General features: G+C 66.7%; 17 protein-coding genes and 1 tRNA gene. 6 read left to right on the top strand and 12 right to left on the bottom strand.

From position 1 onward, the window contains the following. Positions 1-100: 100 nt before the first annotated feature. Positions 101-1444: an NAD(P)/FAD-dependent oxidoreductase gene (locus tag LHP98_RS05580; protein WP_227251479.1), complete on the bottom strand. Its 1344-nt coding sequence runs from the start codon at positions 1442-1444 to the stop codon at positions 101-103. After that, entirely contained in the window at positions 1441-2598 is a 1158-nt protein-coding gene (argE, locus tag LHP98_RS05585; RefSeq protein WP_227251480.1) for an acetylornithine deacetylase, read from the bottom strand. The genes LHP98_RS05580 and argE overlap by 4 nt, the downstream gene beginning before the upstream one ends. Positions 2599-2839: 241 nt before the next feature. On the opposite strand from argE, the gene LHP98_RS05590 reads away from it, so the two are divergent. The 5 genes from LHP98_RS05590 to LHP98_RS05610 all read left to right on the top strand — a co-directional run bounded on the left by LHP98_RS05590 (position 2840) and on the right by LHP98_RS05610 (position 8748). Continuing rightward, positions 2840-3871, top strand: coding sequence for an ABC transporter ATP-binding protein (locus tag LHP98_RS05590; protein ID WP_227251481.1), 1032 nt, complete (start codon positions 2840-2842; stop codon positions 3869-3871). A 98-nt stretch (positions 3872-3969) separates the two neighbouring features. Then, on the top strand, positions 3970-5025 hold the full coding sequence (locus LHP98_RS05595; protein WP_227251482.1) for an ABC transporter ATP-binding protein: 1056 nt from the start codon (positions 3970-3972) through the stop codon (positions 5023-5025). Continuing rightward, positions 5022-6725, top strand: a complete 1704-nt coding sequence (locus LHP98_RS05600; RefSeq protein WP_227251483.1) for a peptide ABC transporter substrate-binding protein — start codon at positions 5022-5024, stop codon at positions 6723-6725. The genes LHP98_RS05595 and LHP98_RS05600 overlap by 4 nt, the downstream gene beginning before the upstream one ends. 99 nt (positions 6726-6824) lie before the next feature. Next, positions 6825-7832: an ABC transporter permease gene (locus LHP98_RS05605; RefSeq protein WP_227251484.1), complete on the top strand. Its 1008-nt coding sequence runs from the start codon at positions 6825-6827 to the stop codon at positions 7830-7832. Further along, positions 7825-8748, top strand: a complete 924-nt coding sequence (locus LHP98_RS05610) for an ABC transporter permease (protein WP_227251485.1) — start codon at positions 7825-7827, stop codon at positions 8746-8748. The genes LHP98_RS05605 and LHP98_RS05610 overlap by 8 nt, the downstream gene beginning before the upstream one ends. A gap of 3 nt (positions 8749-8751) precedes the next feature. Here LHP98_RS05610 and LHP98_RS05615 read toward each other — a convergent pair whose 3' ends face one another. The 8 genes from LHP98_RS05615 to LHP98_RS05650 form a co-directional block, all read right to left on the bottom strand. Further along, positions 8752-10044: a DUF3422 family protein gene (locus tag LHP98_RS05615; RefSeq protein WP_227251486.1), complete on the bottom strand. Its 1293-nt coding sequence runs from the start codon at positions 10042-10044 to the stop codon at positions 8752-8754. Positions 10045-10239: 195 nt separating this feature from the next. Beyond that, positions 10240-11499, bottom strand: coding sequence for a glutamate-5-semialdehyde dehydrogenase (locus LHP98_RS05620; protein ID WP_227251487.1), 1260 nt, complete (start codon positions 11497-11499; stop codon positions 10240-10242). 59 nt (positions 11500-11558) lie between these two features. Next, positions 11559-12701 (bottom strand): glutamate 5-kinase, encoded by a 1143-nt coding sequence (gene proB / locus LHP98_RS05625; RefSeq protein ID WP_227251488.1) that lies wholly within the window; start codon positions 12699-12701, stop codon positions 11559-11561. After that, positions 12689-13714, bottom strand: coding sequence for a GTPase ObgE (gene obgE / locus LHP98_RS05630; RefSeq protein ID WP_227251489.1), 1026 nt, complete (start codon positions 13712-13714; stop codon positions 12689-12691). The genes proB and obgE overlap by 13 nt, the downstream gene beginning before the upstream one ends. A 156-nt stretch (positions 13715-13870) precedes the next feature. Beyond that, positions 13871-14428 carry a GNAT family N-acetyltransferase gene (locus LHP98_RS05635; RefSeq protein WP_227251490.1) on the bottom strand — a complete coding sequence of 186 codons (558 nt, stop codon included), beginning with the start codon at positions 14426-14428 and terminating at the stop codon, positions 13871-13873. A 126-nt stretch (positions 14429-14554) separates the two neighbouring features. Further along, positions 14555-14824, bottom strand: a complete 270-nt coding sequence (gene rpmA, locus LHP98_RS05640) for a 50S ribosomal protein L27 (protein ID WP_227251491.1) — start codon at positions 14822-14824, stop codon at positions 14555-14557. Positions 14825-14830: 6 nt separating this feature from the next. Further along, positions 14831-15337, bottom strand: a complete 507-nt coding sequence (gene rplU / locus LHP98_RS05645; protein WP_264473582.1) for a 50S ribosomal protein L21 — start codon at positions 15335-15337, stop codon at positions 14831-14833. 220 nt (positions 15338-15557) lie between these two features. After that, positions 15558-16430 carry a DUF2059 domain-containing protein gene (locus LHP98_RS05650; protein WP_227251492.1) on the bottom strand — a complete coding sequence of 291 codons (873 nt, stop codon included), beginning with the start codon at positions 16428-16430 and terminating at the stop codon, positions 15558-15560. Positions 16431-16650: 220 nt separating this feature from the next. Between LHP98_RS05650 and LHP98_RS05655 the strand changes: the two genes are divergently transcribed. Next, positions 16651-16740 (top strand) — tRNA-Ser (locus tag LHP98_RS05655). Positions 16741-17214: 474 nt separating this feature from the next. Here the strand turns inward: LHP98_RS05655 and LHP98_RS05660 are convergent. Together LHP98_RS05660 and LHP98_RS05665 are read right to left on the bottom strand one after the other, a co-directional pair. After that, positions 17215-17925, bottom strand: a complete 711-nt coding sequence (locus tag LHP98_RS05660; protein WP_227251493.1) for a competence protein CoiA — start codon at positions 17923-17925, stop codon at positions 17215-17217. A 17-nt stretch (positions 17926-17942) separates the two neighbouring features. Continuing rightward, complete coding sequence (locus LHP98_RS05665; RefSeq protein WP_227251494.1) at positions 17943-19772, bottom strand: ATP-dependent nuclease; 1830 nt, start codon at positions 19770-19772, stop codon at positions 17943-17945. Positions 19773-19812 lie beyond the last annotated feature (40 nt).

Raw genomic sequence — 19812 nt, forward strand, 5'->3', positions numbered from 1 at the left:
GCAGAATGATCGGGTAGTGCGCCCGCAGCATAGCCGCCATGCGGTCAGGACGTGGCCTTGGGCTGCGGGCGGGTCGGACCGGCCAGCGGCGCCGTGGCCCCTAGAGGCTGGGGCCGGGGCGCAGCCTGGTTCCATCGCTGAACCGCGCCAGGCGAAAGCGGGACAGGTCGTGGCCGGGGTCGGTGCCGGTCACCAGCGCGGCCACCACCCGGCCCATGCCGGGGCCGATGCCGAAGCCATGGCCGCTCATCCCGGTCGCGACGGTCAGGCCGGGGATCGCGGCGACGTGGTCCACCACCGGCACCACGTCGGGCAGGGTGTCGATCATGCCGGCCCAGGCGGCCGTCAGCGGCGGCCGGCCCAGCGCCGGGAAGCGGAGGGCGAAGTCGTCGCGCAGGCGTTGGATGATCCGGCCGTTCGGCGCGGGATTCAGGATACGGCAGCGTTCGAACGGCGTGGCTGCGTCGGGCGACCAGCGGCGGGGGGTGCTCCAGGCGTCGGGAAAGCCCTTCGGCGCGAAGGGGTGCAGAACGGTGTGGCGCCAGTCCTGCTGCACCACAGGCCAGAAAGCCCGCAAGCTGGCCAGGGCATCGCGGCCGGGGAAGAAATCGTGGTGGTCCGAGGGCGCGAGGGTATAGCCGCCGTCGGCGCGGCGGCGGAAGGCAAAGGCGGAATCGGTGGCGGCACCGTCGAAGACCGAGGGCAGCGCTGCGGTGGCGGCAACGGTGGCCAGCACCGAAAGCTGCGGAAGGCGCACGCCATGCGCGCCAAGGAACAGCCGCGACCAGGCCCCGGCGGCGACGACCACCCGGCCCGCCCGGATGCGGCCCTGCTCGGTGACCACTCCGGCGACCCGGCCTGCGGCGATGTCCAGCGCCCGGACGGCGCAGGATTCGACCAGCGTCACACCGCGCCGGGCCGCCGCCTGGGCCAGCGTCGGAACCGCGACCCAGGGCTCGGCCCGGGCGTCCGAGGCGGTCCAGAGGCCGCCCGTCCAGGTCCGGGCCGCCTGCGGCAGCAAGGCCGCGACCTGCGCGGCCGACAGCGCGCGGGTGTCCACGCCGTTCGCCCGCGCATGCGGCAACCAGCCCTCGTAGCGGGCCATCTGCGCGACGCTGTCGGCAAGGTAAAGCACACCGGTCTGCCGGAAGCCCAGGCCCGGCCCGATCTCTTGCGCCAGCCGCTGCCAGATCCGCATCGATTCGACCATGATCGGCAGTTCGGCGGGGTCGCGGCCCTGCTGGCGGACCCAGCCCCAGTTGCGGCTGGATTGCTCGCCGGCGATGCGGCCCTTTTCGCACAGGGTGACGCGCAGGCCCTGGTCGCGCAGGAACCAGGCGGTCATCACGCCGATGACGCCGCCGCCGATGACCACCACGTCGGCGTCGGCGGGCGGCGGGCCGGGAAAGCGGATCGGCGTGCGGTCGGTGATCGGGAAGGTCATGCGCAGGATGAGAGCAGGTTTTCCATGAGCCGCTGCCCGGCCTGGAATTCGGACAGTTCAAGGTATTCGTCGGGCTGGTGGGCCTGGGCGATGTCGCCGGGACCACAGATCGCGGCGGAATAGCCGGCCTCTTGGAACTGCCCGGCCTCGGTGCCGTAGCTGACCACGCCGGTGGCATTGTCGCCGGTCAGGGCGCGGACCAGGGCCTCGGCCTCGCCGCCCGGTTCGGGCATCAGCGCCGGGACCGCGAAGAAGCGGTCCAGCGTGACCCCGGCCTCGGGGCGTTTCGCCTTCAACGCGGCGTCCAGCGCCTGGGCCCGGGCGGCGAAGGCGGCCGCGCGGGCCTCGATGTCCTCGTCCGGGATCACCCGCATTTCCAGCGAGAACCGGCAGTCGGCTGCGGTGATGTTGTTGGCCGTGCCGCCGTGGATCTGGCCAATGTGCAGCGTGGTGAAAGGCGGGTGGAAGGTGGCCGCCAACGGGCTGGGGGCCGCGGCCTGGAGGCGGGCGTTCTCGTCGTTCACCCACTGGATCAGCCGCGCGCCCTCCATCACCGCCGAGACGCCGTCGGGCAGCAGCGAGGAATGCACCTCGTAACCCTTCACATGGACGTGGAACCCGGTGCCGCCCTTGTGGCCGGTGATGATCTTCATGCCGGAGGGTTCGCCGATGATGGCGGCGCTGCCCTTCGGCACCAGGCCCTGCATGGCGGCGATCATCGGCGGCGCGCCGGTGCAGCCGATCTCTTCATCATAGGACAGCGCCAGTTGCAGCGGGCGCCGCGTGCCGCCTCGCGCGGCGCGGCCCACCGCCCAGGCGGCCAGCGCGACAAAGCCCTTCATGTCGCAGGTGCCGCGGCCGTAAAGCCGGCCGTCACGCTCGGTCACCGTCCAGGGATCGCTGGTCCAGGGCTGGCCCGCGACCGGGACCACGTCGGAGTGGCCGGACAGGACGACGGCGCCGGGTTCCCACGGCCCGGCATGGGCGATCAGGGCGGCCTTCTGGCGGTCTTCGTTCCAGTGCCGGAAGCAGCGCGCTCCTTTCGCGGTCAGCCAGCCTTCCAGCCAGTCGACCAAGGCCAGGTTCGATGTGGTCGAGACGGTGGGAAAGCTGACCAGTCGGTCGAGAATCTGACGTGGCGTCAGGTCGTCCATGGCGGCGCCTCCATATCTTGTGGCAAGGGTCACCGGCGGGGCGGCAAGTGTCAATATCTGGCGATCTGACCGGCAGAGGTGACATTCTGCCGGGAAAAGTCGCAGCGGCGACTGCGGAAATCGGGATTGAACCGCTTGGCAAAATCGGGAACAGTCGTCCGATACGGTGGGACGGACCGCAAGGCACGGACCCGAAAACCGCAACGAAAACAAGAACAAGAAAATCCTTGGGGAGTACTTCATGCCCGATGGGGCGCAGCCTGTCCTTCAAGTCAGGGGCCTGAAGACCGTTTTCCGCACCCGGGCGGGAGAAGTCCATGCCGTGAACGACGTCAGCTTTCACCTGCGGCGCGGAGAGCTTTTGGGCGTGGTCGGCGAAAGCGGCTCGGGCAAGTCGGTGACGATGATGTCGCTGTTGCGGCTGTTGCCTGCGCCGCCGGCGGAAATCCGGTCGGGCGAGGTGCTGCTGGACGGGCGCGACCTGCTGAAGATCAGCGATGCCGAGTTGCGCGAGGTGCGGGGTGGCAAGGTCGGGTTCGTGTTCCAGGACCCGATGACCAGCCTGAACCCGGTGTTCACGGTGGGCATGCAGATCACCGAGGCCCTGCGGCGGCACATGGGGCTGGACAAGGCCGCGGCCGAGACGCGGGCGGTGGACCTGCTGGAGCTGGTGGGCATTCCGGATGCAAGAAAGCGGCTGGGGGCCTATCCGCACCAGTTCTCGGGCGGGATGCGGCAGCGGGTAATGATCGCCATCGCGCTGTCCTGCGACCCCGACGTGCTGATCGCGGACGAACCGACCACCGCGCTGGACGTGACCATTCAGGCGCAGATCCTGGAACTGGTCAAGGAATTGCGCCGCAAGCTGGGCATGGCGATCATCTGGATCACCCATGATCTGGGCGTGATCGCCGGCATCGCCGACCGGGTGATGGTGATGTATGGCGGCCAGGTGGTGGAACAGGCGCCGGTGCGCGAATTGTTCGCCAACCCGCAGCACCCCTACACCCGCGCCCTGTTGCAGACGATTCCCAAGATCAGCGGCGAGCGCGAGGCCCGGCTGAAGGTCATCGAGGGCCAGCCGCCGATGCTGGCGGCCGTGCCCGCGGCCTGCGCGTTCCGCGACCGCTGCGAATTCCGCCATGACCGCTGCGATCGGGAAAACCCGTTGCGCCGACCGGTGGACGGCAAGACCCTGGGCCAGGGCCATGATGTCGCCTGCCACTGGCAGGCCCCGGCTGCGGCGCGGCCGCAGGAGGTCGCGCATGCCTGAGCGGGCTGCTCTTGTGCCTTCGCGGGTGGCATCGCCGGGCCGGCCCGGGGCGGCGCCCGCACCGGCGCGTCAGGCGGCGGTTTGCGCGGAGACCTGGCATGCTTGACCTGGCGCGCCAGCCGCTGGTCCGGGTGGACGGGCTGAAGATGCACTTTCCGATCTATTCGGGCGTCTTCCGCAGCCATACCGGCGACGTCAAGGCGGTGGACGGCGTCAGCTTCGACATTGCCCAGGGCGAGACCCTGGGTCTGGTCGGCGAAAGCGGTTGCGGCAAATCCACCGTCGGCCGCGCCCTGCTGCGGCTGTACGAACCCACCGCCGGCCGCGTCATCATCGACGGCGAGGACGTGGCCCATCTGTCGGCGGAAAAGCTGCGTCAGAAGCGCCCCACCATGCAGATGGTGTTCCAGGACCCGCAGGCCAGCCTGAACCCGCGGATGACCCTGGCCGGCATCATCGGCGAGCCGCTGGACGAGCACACCCGCCTGAGCCGCGCCGAAAAGACCGCCCGCATCTACGAGTTGATGGATCAGGTCGGGCTGAACCGCCGCTTTGCCAACCGCTACCCACATGAATTCAGCGGCGGCCAGCGCCAGCGCATCGGCATCGCCCGCGCCCTGGCGCTGAACCCGAAATTCATCGTCTGCGACGAACCCATCGCCGCCTTGGACGTGTCGATCCAGGCCCAGGTGGTGAACCTGCTGGAAGACCTGCAGGACCGGCTTGGCCTGACCTATCTGTTCATCAGCCACGACCTGTCGATGGTGCGCCACCTGGCCGACCGGGTGGCGGTCATGTATCTGGGCCGCATCGCCGAGCTGTCGCCGGCGAAGGACCTTTATGCCCGGCCGCTGCATCCCTATGCCGAGGCGCTGCTGTCGGCGGTGAACGAGCCCGACCCGGTCATCGCCGCCCGGCGCAAGCGGATCATCCTCAAGGGCGATGTCCCTTCGCCGGCGAACCCGCCCACGGGGTGCAACTTCTGCACTCGCTGCCCGCAGGTGTTCGAGCTGTGCCGGCAGGTCAAGCCAGAGCTTTCCGAGGTGGAACCCGGGCGCTTCGTCGCGTGCCACCTCTACGACAACAACAAGGCCGCCAGATCAACCGGCGGGCCCGAGGCAACAGAGCGCAATCAACAAGGAGCTTCGACATGAAGATGAAAACCGCCCTTCTGGGCGCCGCGGCCGTGCTGGCCTTTGCGCCGGCCGCCTTTGCCGAGCGCGGCGCCGACGGCAACGTCAACGTCCTGTACTGGCAGGCGCCGTCGATCCTGAACCCCTACCTGTCGTCCGGCACCAAGGACGTGGAAACCGCCTCGCTGATCCTGGAAGGCCTGGCCGGGTTCAACGAAAAGGGCGAGGTGATCGCCCGCCTGGCCGAGACCGTCCCGACGGTGGAAAACGGCGGCATCAGCGCCGATCTGACCCAGATCACCTGGAAGCTGAAGGCGGGCCTGTTGTGGTCGGACGGCACGCCGGTCACCTCGAAGGACGCCAAGTTCACCTACGAATACTGCACCCACCCCGAGGGCGGCTGCGCCCAGGCCGCGCGCTATGTCGGCATCAAGGCGATCGACACGCCCGACGACCTGACCGTCATCATCACCTTCGACGGGCCGAAGCCGAACCCCTACCAGGCCTTCGTCGGCGGCACCTCGCCCGTCCTGCAGGCGGCGCAGTTCGCCAACTGCCTGGGCGCCGCGGCCTCGGCCTGCAACGACCAGAACTTCATGCCGATCGGCACCGGCCCGTTCAAGGTGGTGGACTTCAAGGTCAACGACGTGGTGCAGCTGGAAGCCAACCCGAACTACCGCGACCCGGCCAAGCCCGCCTTCGCCACGATGACGATCAAGGGCGGCGGCGACGCGCAGGCCGCGGCCCGCGCGGTGCTGGAGACCGGCGAGTTCGACTATGCCTGGAACACCCAGATCAACCCCGAGCAGCAGGCCCAGATGGCGGCGGCCGGCAAGGGCGTTCTGCTGAACGGCTTCGGCACCCTGGTCGAGCGGATCGAGATGAACATGACCGACCCCTCGCCCGAACTGGCCGAGGGTGAGCGCTCGACCGTGAAGCATCCGCATCCGTTCCTGAGCGACATCCGGGTGCGCAAGGCGCTGTCGATGGCGATCGACCGGCAGACCCTGGTCGACATCGGCTATGGCGCGGCGGGCCGGGCGACCTGCAACCTGGTGCCGGCGCCGGAAATGTTCGCGTCCGACAACACCGACTGCCTGAAGCAGGACGTGGAAGGCGCCAAGGCGCTGCTGGACGAGGCCGGCTGGACCGACACCGATGGCGACGGCATCCGCGACAAGGATGGCAAGAAGCTGCACCTGCTGTACCAGACCAGCGTCAACCCGGTGCGGCAGGACTTCCAGGCCGTCATCAAGTCGTGGTGGGAAGCCATCGGCGTGGAAGTCGAGTTGAAGACGGTCGACGCCTCGGTGTTCTTCGGCGGTGACGCGGGCAGCCCCGACACCTTCCAGAAGTTCTATGCCGACGTCGAGATGTACGCCAACAACTTCGACGGCACCGATCCCGAGCCCTACCTGGCGCAATACCTGTGCGACAAGATCCCGGGCCCGGAAAACCAGTGGCAGGGCGAGAACATCAACCGCTTCTGCGACCCGGCCTATGACGCGCTGGTGGCGGATCTGGCGAAGACGGCCGACATGGCCAAGCGCGCCGAGATCGCCAAGAAGCTGAACGAGATGCTGACCAAGGACAGCTATGTCGTGGTGCCGCTGGTTGACCGCGGCCGTCTGTCGGCGGCCTCGAACACGCTGGGCGGCGTGGTTCTGAACACCTGGGACACCGAATTGTGGAACGCCCAGGACTGGTTCCGGATCAAGTGATCTGACACCGTGACGTTGCGGGGTGCGGGGGAGGTTCCCCTGCACCCCGTCTTGCATCCCCGCTTGCCCAGACCCGACTGCTGACCCGAGGCGCCGCCCATGCTGACATATGTGCTCAGACGGCTATTGATCGCGATTCCGACGCTTCTGCTGATCAGTCTGGTGATCTTCTTCCTTGTCGATCTGGCGCCGGGGTCTCCGGCTTCGGAAATCCCGCTGACGGTGGATGCCGCGACGCGGGCGAAGATCCTGGAATCGCTGGGCGTCAACGCCCCGCTGCACGAACGCTATTTCCTGTGGCTGAAGCAGTTCTTCTGGATCGAGCCGCAATATGCCATCGACCACCTGTTCGGCACCGATCTGGCGCAGGGTGCGCAGCGGATCATCAGCTATTCCTCGCGCTCGCCGGTGTTCAGCATCATCGCCGAACGGCTGCCGCAGACCCTGACGGTGATCGGCACGGCCTATGCGGTGGCGATCCTGATCGCGCTGCCGATCGGAATCTATTCGGCCTACCGGCAGTATTCCTGGGTCGATCAGCTGGGCACCTTCGTGTCGATGGTGGGCTATTCGGTGCCGACCTTCTTTACCGGCGTGGTGCTGATCGTGATCTTCGCGGTCAAGCTGCAGTGGTTCCCGTCGATCTACGACACCACGCTGAAGATCACCGACTGGGGCAGCCTGTGGGCGCAGGTGCATCAGATGATCCTGCCGGTGGCCGTGCTGGGCCTTTACAACGCGGCCGAGATCAGCCGCTACACAAGGTCGTCGATGCTGGAGAACCTGGGCCAGGACTATGTGCGCACCGCCCGTGCCAAGGGCATGGGAGAGCGGGTGGTGGTGCTGAAGCACGTCGCGCGCAATTCGATGATCCCGGTGGTGACGATCATCGCGCTGGGGTTGCCGGGCGTGTTCGGCGGCGCCATCGTGACCGAGCAGGTGTTCAAGATCAACGGCATAGGTGCGGCACTGATCGGTGCGATCCACGCCAACGACCTGCCGATGGTGCAGACCATCACCTTCATCACCGCGATCCTGATCGTGACCTTCAACCTGATCGCCGACATCCTGTACGGCATCCTGGACCCGCGGATCCGCTATGACTGACGTGGTGCAATCCATCGAGGCCCCGCGCAGCCAGTGGCGCGACGTCTGGGACCAGTTCCGCCACCACAAGGGGGCGATGACAGGGCTGTTCGTGCTGACGCTGATCGTGGCCTTTGTGGTGATCGGCCCGCTGGTCTGGCGGGTTGACGGCACCTACATCGACCCCGACGCGGCGAAGATGATCCTGGGCCGCAACAAGCCCCCGTCCTGGGCGCACCCGCTGGGCACCGACCAGGTCGGCCGCGACATGCTGGCGCGGATGATGCTGGGCGGAAAGGTCAGCCTGGCGGTGGGTCTGGTGGCGATGCTGGTGTCGATCTTCATCGGCACCACGGTGGGCGTGCTGTCGGGCTATTTCCGGCGGATGGACGGCGTGCTGATGCGGCTGACCGACCTGTTCCTGTCGCTGCCGCTGCTGCCCTTGCTGCTGGTGCTGATGTTCCTTTACGGCGAAAGGGTGAAGGGCGTCTTCGGCCCGGAACTGGGCACCTTCCTCTTGGTGGTGCTGGGGATCGGGGTCACCAGCTGGATGCACTCGGCCCGGATCGTGCGGGGCAACGTGCTGGCGCTGAAGGAACGCGAATTCGTGCTGGCGGCGCGCTCGATCGGCACGCCGTCGCGGCGGATCATCACCCGGCACATCCTGCCGAATGTGGTATCGGCCGTGATGGTGGCCGCGACGCTGGGGATCGCCGGCGCGATCATCACCGAATCCGTGCTGTCCTTCCTGGGCCTGGGCTTTCCACCCGATTTCCCCACCTGGGGCGGCCTGTTGAACGAGGGCTATGTCAACCTGACCACCTACCCCAGCCGGGTGATCTTTCCGGGCATCGCGATCTCGCTGACGGTGCTGAGCGTGAACTACATCGGCGACGGGCTGCGCGACGCGCTGGACCCGCGCATCCGCGGCCGCTGAGGTCTATTCGCCGTCGTGCAGGTGGTCCTTGACCCGGCGGACCATCAGCCAGACCAGCAGCACCACCGGCAGCACCAGGGCCGCCGTCATGCTTTCCTTGGACAGGCCCGCCAGAGTGCCCAAGGGCGTGGCCACATAGGCCGCCAGGCTGACCGCGTAGTAGCTGATCGCCACCACCGAAAGCCCTTCCACGGTGCGCTGCAGCCGCAGCTGCAGATCGGCCCGGCGGTCCATGCTTTCCAGCAGCTTCTGGTTCTGCGCGCTGCGTTCCACATCCACCCGGGTACGCAGCAACTCGGCCGCGCGCTGCGCCCGTTCGGCCATTTCGTGCAGCCGTTTGTCGGTGGATTTCACCGTCCGCATCGCCGGGTCATAGCGGCGCATCATGAACTCGGCAAAGGTCTGCCGGCCCTCAATCCGCTCTTCTCGCAGCGCCTCGATCCGCTGGGTCAGGATCGCCTCATAGGCCGCCGTTGCCCCGAAGCGGAAGGTATACTTGACCGACATGCTTTCCAGTTCCGCCGAGATCCCCAACAGCGCATGCAGCGCCACCTCGGGCGAGGGCTCGCGGTGGTCAAGGTCCGAGACCAGGCCGGTCAATCGCGGGTCCAGCTGGTTCAGCAACGTGGTCAGGTTTTGGGCACGCAGCAGGCCCAGCATCGACATCGCCCGGTAGATCTCGATCTCGCACAGACGCTGGACGATCCGGCCCACCCGCCGGCCGCTGATCCCGGGCCTGACGAAGACGGCAAGGCGCATCTGCCCGCTGGCGTCGATGCGGAAATCGCAGGCCACCACGGCGCCGCGATCCACCACCCAGGACATCGCCAGGCTTTCCGGCACGAACCACTCGTCGGCCTTGCGCAGCATTTCGGCTTCGTCCTCGGGCATCGTCTCGACCCGGATGAGCGCCGAGGTCAGCCGCTTGCCCGGTGCCTGGGCCATCCAGTCCTCGGGGAAGACCAGGGCTTCGGCCGGATCGAACGGCCGGGCCGAGACGCCGGGCGTGAAGGCCGTGTAGGTGACGAACTCGGTATGGCTTTCCCATTTCAGCGTGCCGCGGCCGAAGGGTCCGAAGAAATGCGTGGCCTCGGGGGCGGGATGCTGGCCGCCCTCACGGGTCAGCAGATCCAAGAGATGCGTCCGGTCCAGCGCGCGGTCGCGCGAGGCGGCATCGACCGGTTCCTTGATCGCCAGGAAGACAGCGGTGCAGGGCACCGGCAACGACGGGAACGGCCGCGCATGCAGCTCGTTCACGGTGGCATAGCGTTTCGGATGGTCCTCGATCGGCGGCATGGGCGGGTTCCTGAGCGGCTATGCGTCGGAGGTAGGATCGGGATTCGGTCCCGGCCAGTTTTTTCTTTCGATGCGCGGGTATGCCGCAAGGGTGTTGCCAGAATGCAAAGCCGGCCTCGGCCGCTGACCTGCCCCCTGCCCCGACACTGGCCCCGGTTCTCGCCCCCGGTTCTGGCGCCGGTTCACGGCCCCGGTTCACGGCCGGATCGTGCCGTCGCCGGTGACCAGGTATTTGAAGCTGCACAACTGCTCGGCCCCCACCGGGCCGCGGGCGTGCAGCTTGCCGGTGGCGATGCCGATCTCGGCGCCCATGCCGAACTCGCCGCCATCGGCGAACTGGGTGCTGGCGTTGCGCATCAGGATCGCGCTGTCGAGCCGTTCGAAGAACCGCGCGGCGGTGGCGTCGTTCTCGGTCAGGATCGCTTCGGTGTGGCTTGAGCCATAGCGGCGGATATGGGCGATGGCCTCGTCGACGCCATCGACCAGCCTCGCGGCGATGATCATGTCCAGGAATTCGCGGCCGAAATCGTCGGGCGCGGCGCGGGTGGTGCCGGGGATTTTCAGCAACTCGCCCTCGGTGCGCACCTCGACCCCGGCCTTCAGCAGGTCTTCGATCAGCACGGGCCCGTGTTTGGTGTAGAACTGCCAGTCGATCAGCAGGCATTCGGCGGCACCGCAGATGCCGGTGCGGCGGGTCTTGGCGTTCAGCACCACCCGGCGGGCCTTTTCCAGATCGGCGTCGCGGTCGGCGTAGACGTGGCAGATGCCCTCCAGATGGGCAAAGACCGGCACCCGGGCCTCGCGCTGTACCAGACCCACCAGGCCCTTGCCGCCGCGCGGCACGATCACGTCGATGAATTCGGTCGCGCGCAGCATCGCCGTCACCATCTCGCGGTCGCGGGTGGGGACCAGCTGGATGGCGGTGTCCGGCAGGCCGGCCTCGCGCAGGCCCTGCACCATGCAGTCGTGGATCACGCTTGAGGTCTCGAAGCTCTCGCTGCCACCGCGCAGGATGACCGCATTGCCGGACTTCAGGCACAGGGCGCCGGCGTCTGCGGTGACATTGGGACGGCTTTCATAGATCACGCCGACCACGCCCAGAGGGGTAGCGACGCGCGCTATGTGCAGGCCGTTCGGCCGGTCCCATTCGGCCAGCACCCGCCCGACCGGGTCTTTCTGCTGGGCCACCGCCAGCAGGCCATCGACAATGCCGCGCAGCCGGTGGCTGTCCAGCCGAAGTCGGTCCATCATGGCGGGCGACAGGCCCTCGTCGCGGCCGAAGTCCAGGTCGAGGCAGTTGGCGTCGAGGATCTCCTGCTCGCGCGCGCGCACCGCTGCCGCGGCCGAGACCAGCGCCGCCGCCTTGCGTTCGGACGAGGCACAGGCCAGTTCGGACGCCGCCGCCCGCGCCTTGGTGCCGATCCCGGCCATGAGATCAGAGAATTGTCCGTCCATGGTCCTTCCTCTCTGCGAAAATATCCCGGGGTCCGGGGCAGCGCCCCGGGGCCGCCGCCTCAGACCACCATGTCGTCGCGATGCACCAGTGCCGCGCGCCCCTCATAGCCCAGGATCGCGGCAATCTCGCCGGAGCGGTGCCCTGCAATCAGCTTGGCCTCTACGCTGGTATAGCGCACCAGGCCCTTGCCCAGAACCGCCCCTTCCGGCGACAGGATCGCCACTGGCTCGCCCCGGCCGAAGGTGCCGGTGACGCGGGTCACGCCGGCGGGCAGCAGGCTCTTGCCGGCGCGCAGGGCGGAGACGGCGCCGGCGTCCAGCAGCAATTCGCCCTTGGGCTTCATCGCGTTGATCCAGCGCTTGCGGGCCAGGTGCGGGTCGGAATGCGCCACGAACCAGGTGCGGGGCGCGCCTTGGGCCAGGGCGGTCAGCGGCCGCAGGGTGCTGCCTTCCATGATCGCCATGGCGCAGCCGCCGGCAACGGCGGTCTTGGCGGCCAGCAGCTTGGTCTTCATGCCGCCCTTGGACAGGCCGCTGATCGGGTCGCCCGCCATCGCCTCGATCTCGGGGGTGATGGTTTCCACCAGGTCGAAGCGGGTGGCAGTGGCGTCTTCCTTGGGGTTGGCGGTGTAGAACCCGTCCACGTCACTGAGCAGGACCAACTGGTCCGCCCCCACCGTCACCGCGATCTGCGCAGCGAGCCGGTCGTTGTCGCCGAACCGTATCTCGTCCGTCGCGACAGTGTCGTTCTCGTTCACGATGGGAACCACGCCCAAGGCAAGCAGGGTTTCCATGGTCGCGCGGCTGTTCAGGTAGCGGCGGCGGTCCTCGGTATCTTCAAGCGTCACCAGAACCTGCGCGGTGGTGATGCCGTGCGGGGCAAGCACTTCCTCATAGGCGCGGGCCAGACGAATCTGGCCCACGGCCGCCGCCGCCTGCGACTGCTCCAGCGTCAGCACGCCATCGCCCAGGCCCAGAACCTTTCGCCCCAGCGCGATCGAGCCCGACGAGACCAGCACCACATCGGTTCCACGCACCTTGGCCTCGGCCACGTCCATCGCCAGTGCGGAAAGCCAGGCCTGTCTCAGCCCCGCCTTGCGGTCGACCAGCAGGGCCGAGCCGATCTTGACCACCAGACGCTTGGCGGCGCGGATGTCGGGCGCGCGGATGTCGGGGGCGCGGTTTTCGGTCAGGGCTGCCATGGCCGCGCCTCTGCCAGCTTGGGCTCTTCGCGCACGATCTGGGCGTAAAGCGCGCGCAGCACCTCGGGCAGGCCCTTGCCCGACACGCCCGAGATCACATGCACCGGGCCGCCGGAGGCCTTTTCCAGTGCCCGCCGGCGGTCGCTGATCTGCTTGGCATCCATCGCGTCGGTCTTGTTCAGGGCCACGATCCGGGCCTTGTCGCCCAGCACCTCGGAATAGGCCTCAAGTTCGGTCACGATGGTCTTGAAATCCTTGGTGATTGTCGAAGACGTGCCATCCACCAGATGGAGCAGGACCTTGCAGCGCTCGACATGGGCCAGGAACTGCATCCCCAGGCCCCGCCCCTCGGAGGCGCCTTCGATCAGGCCGGGGATGTCGGCCATGACGAATTCATGTCCGTCGATGCCGACGACGCCCAGGTTCGGGACCAGCGTGGTGAAGGGATAGTCGGCGATCTTGGGCCGGGCGTTCGACACCGCGGCCAGGAAGGTGCTCTTGCCGGCATTCGGCAGGCCGACAAGGCCCGCATCGGCGATCAGCTTGAGCCGCAGCCAGATGGTGCGCTCGATCCCCGGCTGGCCGGGGTTGGCCCGCGCCGGCGCGCGGTTGGTCGAGGATTTGAAGCGCAGGTTGCCCCAGCCGCCATTGCCGCCCTCGGCCAGGCAGACGCGCTGGCCCACGACGGTCAGGTCGGCCAGCACAGTCTCCTCGTCCTCGTCCAGGATCTCGGTCCCCAGCGGCACCTTCAGCACGACGTCCTCGCCCGAGCGGCCGGTCTTCTGGCTGCCCATGCCGGGTTGGCCGCTCTTGGCAAAGAAATGTTGCTGGTAGCGATAGTCGATCAGGGTGTTCAACCCTTCCACCGCCTCGGCCCAGACGGCGCCGCCATGGCCGCCGTCGCCGCCATCCGGCCCGCCGAATTCAATGAACTTCTCGCGCCGGAAGCTGGAGCAGCCGGCCCCGCCGCCGCCCGAGCGGATATAGACCTTGGCAAGATCGAGGAATTTCATCGGGGCACGGGCTTTCGCTGGGATGCAAGGGCGATACAGGATCGCAAGGGCAGGCTCAAGCTTCGCGACGGCGGCAGGCAAGGCGATTTCCGAAGTCGGAAATCGTGGACGGAATTCGAATTCGAATTCCGGCCCCTGCCCCGGCCGGGCGCGCCTTCAGCCCAGCTTGCGAACGTAGGTCCAGGTCGGCACACGGGCGTTGCGGGCCACCGAGAAGGCCTCGGCATCGCCCAGATACTGGAAGCCCGCATTGGTCAGCACCCGGGCACTGCCGGGGTTGTCCTGGAACACTTCGGCGAAATAGGTGCAGTCCTGCAAGGGGTTGGCCGCGATCAGCGCGCGCACGGTCTCGGAGGCGATGCCGGTGTTCCAGAACGCCGGCGCCACCCAGTAGGCCACCTCGCTTTGTCCGCCCTTGCCCTTTGCGGCCTCCATCGGCTTGAGGCTGATCACCCCCAGCACCTCGCTCAGCCCCGTCGCCGTGCCGTCCATCACCCAGACCGAGCCTGGCCGTTCATGGGTGATCGCCCGGGCCACATAGGCCTCGGCCGCGCCGGGGGGAAACGGGTGGGGAATGTTCTGCGTCGCCTCGGCCACGCGGCGGTCGCCGGCGTGATGGGCGATCAGGCCGGCATCCGAGGCCCGCACCGGGCGCAGCACGAAACGGCCCGCGGCGATCTGGCCCTTGGCGGCCGGTACAGTATCAAGAACCATGGCTTCCCTCCTTTGAAGCGCATGTGGGGGCCGGACCGCCGACTTGCCACAGCGAAGTGGCGGAAATGAGGAAGGGGACCGGCCTTCCGGCCGATCCCCCCTACATTCCGCAGGTAACGGTTCGGCTTACTCGGCGGCCACGACGACAGGGAGGACCGAAATGAAGGTGCGGCCCTTGAGCCCCTTCTTGAAGGTCACCTTGCCCTCGACGGTGGCGAAGATGGTATGGTCGGTGCCCATGCCCACGCCCTGCCCCGGAAAGAACGTCGTGCCGCGCTGACGGACGATGATGTTGCCCGGAATGGCGGCCTGGCCGCCGTAGAGCTTGACGCCCAGGCGACGACCGGCGCTGTCGCGACCGTTGCGGGAAGAACCGCCTGCCTTCTTGTGTGCCATGGCAGATTACTCCTTCGCTTCCGCGGCCTTGCGGGCGCGCTTCGGTTTCTCGGCGGGGGCCTCGGCGGCCGGAGCGGCCTCGACCACGGCTTCGGCGGCCTTCGGGGCCTTGGCGGGCTTGGCGACCTTGGCCGCGCCGGGCGCTTCATGCGCGGTGCGGCGGGCGTCGGCGGTGCCGGTCGCGGCCTTGACGCCCGAGGCATCGGCGCCGGCTTCCAGCACGTCGGTCACGCGGACCAGCGTCAGGTGCTGGCGGTGGCCCTTGGTGCGCTGCGACGAATGCTTGCGGCGGCGCTTGACGTAGTGGATGGTCTTTTCGCCCTTGATCTGGTCGATCACCTCGGCCTGCACGGCCGCACCGGCCACCAGGGGCGCGCCGACGGTGGATCCCACCATCAGGATATCGTTGAACTGGATCTTGTCGCCAGCGGCAGCGTCAAGCTTTTCCACGCGCAGCACGTCACCCGCCTGCACCTTGTATTGCTTGCCGCCGGTCTTGAGGACCGCAAACATGGGTCGTTCCCTTCCATTCCTTCGCGTCCTGCGGCCCCGTTTCCGGCGTTCCCGGGGGCTTTCGCCCCGCCTTCGGACAGCGCGCCCCTGCAAGGGGCGAGTGTCAAAACGTAACCCGCCCGGGATTCGCACCCCGGGCAAGATGCGGGCTTATCGGGCCAGGCTTCGGCGAAGTCAAGCGCCTGTGGCCGACCGCCAGGCCCTGCGCTTCGGACCGGCCTCAGATCTGCCGGCTGGAGGCGAAGCGCGCGGTCAGCCGCCCGAGATCGTGCGACACTGGCACCAGTGCAGCCTCCATCGCCCGGCTCAGGGCGGCGGTCACGGCGCGGCCTTCGGGCGTTTCGCTGAAGCGGACGTAGGCGCGCAGGTCCTCTTCGCTGAGCGGCGCATAGGCCTGCACCATGAAGCGGATCAGCCAGGCCCCGGTTTCGCCCCGTACCGCGGCCTCGTCCGACCAGATGTCCTGGATGCGGTCCTGGCGCGGCCGGACCAGGCCCGGCGGGCTGCCCTCGGCCAGGCCGTCGGAAAAGGCCAGCTGAGCCGTGAGCGTGCCCGCGACACCGGTCTCGACCAGATCGCCGGCGGCGATCAGGTCGCGGATCAGCCGCAGCCGCGGGTCGCGGCGGTCGCGCAGGTTCTGCGCTGCAACCTCGGCCGCCTCTTCCACGGCCACGTCGATCAGGGCACGGCGGGCGTCGATTTCCAGGGCGAGGATGCGCTGCCCAAGCTCCGAGGCAAAGAAGGCGGCGGCGGCGGGGATCGTCGCCTCCTGCCCCTGCAGGGCCTCGGCAAAGGCGGTGTCGAAACGCACCCGCAGTGCCGTGGGGTCATACAGCGCGAGGACCGCCTCGGTCCATTCGGCGCCACCCCGGCCCGGAAAGAACTGCGCCTCAAGATCGGCGGCCTGCGGACCGGCCTCGTCGATCAGCACGGCGAAGGTCGGGTCCAGTTGCAGGAGCGCCGCCAGTCCGGCCGCATCGGTGGCCGCGGCCGCAGCTTCCGCGGGCGCTGGAGAGGCCGTTTCAGACCCGACCTGCGTCGGCAGGGCCAGTACCAGGGCGCAAAGGGCGAGCAGGCGGATGGAATGGCGCATCTCGGTCTCCGGCCCCGGGGATGGATGCGGCAAAGCCTAGGTGCCCGGACGCCCGCCGCCAAGCCCCGTCCGGATCACGCCCGCATCACACCTGCATCACACCCGCATCACACCCGCGCAATCCCGGCGCAGCCAAGGCGGCGCGGCCGCAAGAAACGGGGTTGCGCTTGCCCGCGCGGGCGGCTAAATGCCCCGCTCACGACGACCAGCGGACAAGCGCGGAGAGGTGCCGGAGTGGTCGATCGGGGCGGTCTCGAAAACCGTTGTGGGTTTGCGCCCACCGTGGGTTCGAATCCCACCCTCTCCGCCACTTGCCCTCGCGAAAGCGTTCTCCCCATCCGGCAGCGGCCGAATTTTTCCGTTGCTTTCAAGGGTTATGCGGGACGGGCTGAGCACCGGCCCCGTCGCCAGGAGGCCCCGAAGCGTTCTCTCGGGGCGCAGGTTCTCCGGACCTGATGACTGCGTCAATTTGGTGATCAGCCTATATGTCATTGAAAGCATGCTGCTTTCAAGAACGGTAAGCTGAACACTTCGACGTCGGGGGCGTTTGCTGAGATGGAACGGAAAACGAACTTTCGCCAAAGGGGCTCTGCAGGTGTGATTGCTGAGCCCGCGCATACGCGAAGGGCGGGAAGCGGCCTGTGAGGCTGCGGCATCGCATCAGCAGCAATTTGTGCAAAGTTGCCGTTCACCACCACCTCCGAAGTGGCAATGATGCGCTGTCAATGACCGGAGGTGGATGCCGCAATAGGAGAAGCGAGAACACCGGGTAGCGGCCCGTAGTTCAAAATCTCTGTCCAACGCGCTTCCAGCCGCGAGCTAGCGGTCGGCGAACCGGCAGCTTGCCATAGAGGATGTCCGGCAGCACTGTGCCCTCGCTTATGTGCGCCACGACCTTGGCCTTCGGATAGAAGAAGCCGAGAACCCAGTCTCCGTGAACGCGCCGCAGGACCCAGACGTCATCCGTCCCGAAGTCGAACGCGACGATCACGCCGACCGTAACCCACTCCTTCAGCAGCCGCGCAGCGCGCATGTTCACCTCGTAGACCATTCCGTCCGGTGTCGGATGGTGCCGAGCGTATTCTAGGGCTTCGATGAAGTTGGGAGCGTCGGTCGCCCTCCGGGTCGCATCCACGACCCAGAACATCGGGTTGTGAAACTGCGTCCGCTTCTGTGCCTCCTCCCGGTTGAGGAAGGAATGCTGGAACTCCACCACCAGATCTTTGTCGGTCTTGATGTCGGCGATGTGCAGCTCGCCGTGCTCGTCGCGCGCCGTGATCTCCTGCCAGTCTGCCGGGAAGTGGTTCTTCCAATCGCGGTGCCACTGGGTTTCGTTCTCCCACCAGTGGTCGCAATGCCGTCGCCCACGGTGCGCCCAGTGCCACACCCTCTGCGTGCCGCAGCGCGCAACCATTTCCGCGCCGCAGCCGGGACATTCGCCCTTTGCCCCCGGGGTTGCCTCGATCCGTTCTCCGTCTGCGGCTGCGAACTTCATCCCAGTGATCCGCTAAGCTATACGCCGAACGCGCCATTGATCTTCTTGAACAGCCGCTCGGCATTTGCCGCTGTGCCCTTCGGCAGGTCGCTGACCTTCTTCCAGCTGTCGAAGTCGCGGAGCATCTCAGTGAGAACGTCTTTCTTTTTCAGTTCTCGAGAGTGCTTCATCGTAAGCGCGGCTTCTACCCGCTTTGCAATCAGCGTGGTGCCGTCTTCAGGTAGATCGGCAAGCGTCAAAGCAACGCCGTAGGCACGGTTTGCGCAGTCGAGAAACCAGTCATCGGGAAACAGGTCTTCGATGGCGACATCGGTCTTTTTAACACCGGACGCCTGACCGATCATTAGGACCCGGAACTCGTGACCCGTCTCGTCTGAGTATTCCTTTAGGTCCATCTTCTTGATCTTTTCGTGCGCCTGATTTCCCGCTTCGTCCGTGTCGAGAAGCACACCAGCGTCCCACCGTTGACCGATGGCGAACGCGGCATACATCGGCGCCTTCGTGGAGGTCTCCGCTGGCCACATATAAACTTGGTCCGAAAGACCTTCCTTGCCTTCCTTCGCCAGCAGACCAGACAGCTTGCTCAGGATAAGCGCATCGGTGCCTCCCTCTACGATCAGCACCTTCCGGTTGCCGAGCATACCGGACAGGTCCGATGTGAGGCCGAGCGCACTTTCGATGACTGCCATGGGCGCGGATTGGCTGCTCACGACCCCATGCGTCACCTTGAGATGGTGCTCCTCGTCCGTTTCGATTATCCGCACACGCTCAGGATTGGCCTGATCGACCATCGAGGAGAGATGGGTAGTGTAGAGGATGCCATTCATCTCGGAGAGGTGCTCAAACACCCCCAGCAGATCGCGCTGCCCGCTGTAGTGCAGGTGTATGCCAGGCTCCTCCAGCAGAAGAATGCAATTCTGGAAGTCACCCTCTGACGCATGGGTGAATTTCCAAGCAAAGGACACATACCAACGGAAGCCGGTGGACCGGCGGTTTAGTCGGACAGGAAAGCCAATCGCGTCATCGACCGTGAAGATGTTCAGCGTGGTCCCATCAACCGCGATGTCGAAGCTCACCTTTTTCTGCCGCCAAAGCTTGCGGAATTGCTTCGACAGGTATGCAGAGGCGGCGCGCGTATCGAATTGCCGCAGCGTCCGACCGTCCGATGTGCTGCCTTTCTCGACCACGTCGTCGATGTCGATCTCGGCGAGGTCGAGAACGATAAGGATCGTCTGATCCGCAGAAGACAGCTTATGGCGGTTGTCGCGGCCCACTTTGTCCCATCGGGCCTTGAGTTGGTCTAGCTCCACCTGCGCACCGGAAAATTCGTAGTCTTGGATCAAGACAAACTTCGGCACGTTTTCCAGTGACCACTCTCTCACCTTTTCCGTCGAAAGATTGAGCTTCTCGTGCTCCAAAATCTCGCCAGAACTGTCCGCGACGTAAAACGCGGAAGCATATCCATAACGATGTTGCGCAAAGAGTTGCGCTCCTTCCGGCACTGCAGCAACAACGACGCCTTCGCCTCCCTCGCCGTCGGCCCCGCCTTCAGGCGGCACTGTGGCGAACTCGAAGAGCTCGGTCGCCTCGTCGTCCTCGAAGGCGTAAAGCGCCCGACTAACCACATTGCCCTTTGCGTTCTTTCGTCCTTTCCAGTCATCAACTGGCCAGTCCTCGTCGGGGTCATGGTCGGCGTCGTCGTAGGGATGCAGGCGGTGTAGCGCCTCGAAGAGATTACTTTTGCCGGCCTCGTTCTGCCCCACGAATGCGGTGACGCTGGTCGTTTCGATCCAGCCGCTGTCGATGACATTGCGATAATTGCTTATGCGAAATCTGCTGAGCTTCATGGCCTGCCTCGGGATTGAATACTTCCAATCTCATACACGG

It is taken from the genome of Rhodobacter sp. Har01, from assembly GCF_020564565.1.
Taxonomy (GTDB): domain Bacteria; phylum Pseudomonadota; class Alphaproteobacteria; order Rhodobacterales; family Rhodobacteraceae; genus Pseudogemmobacter.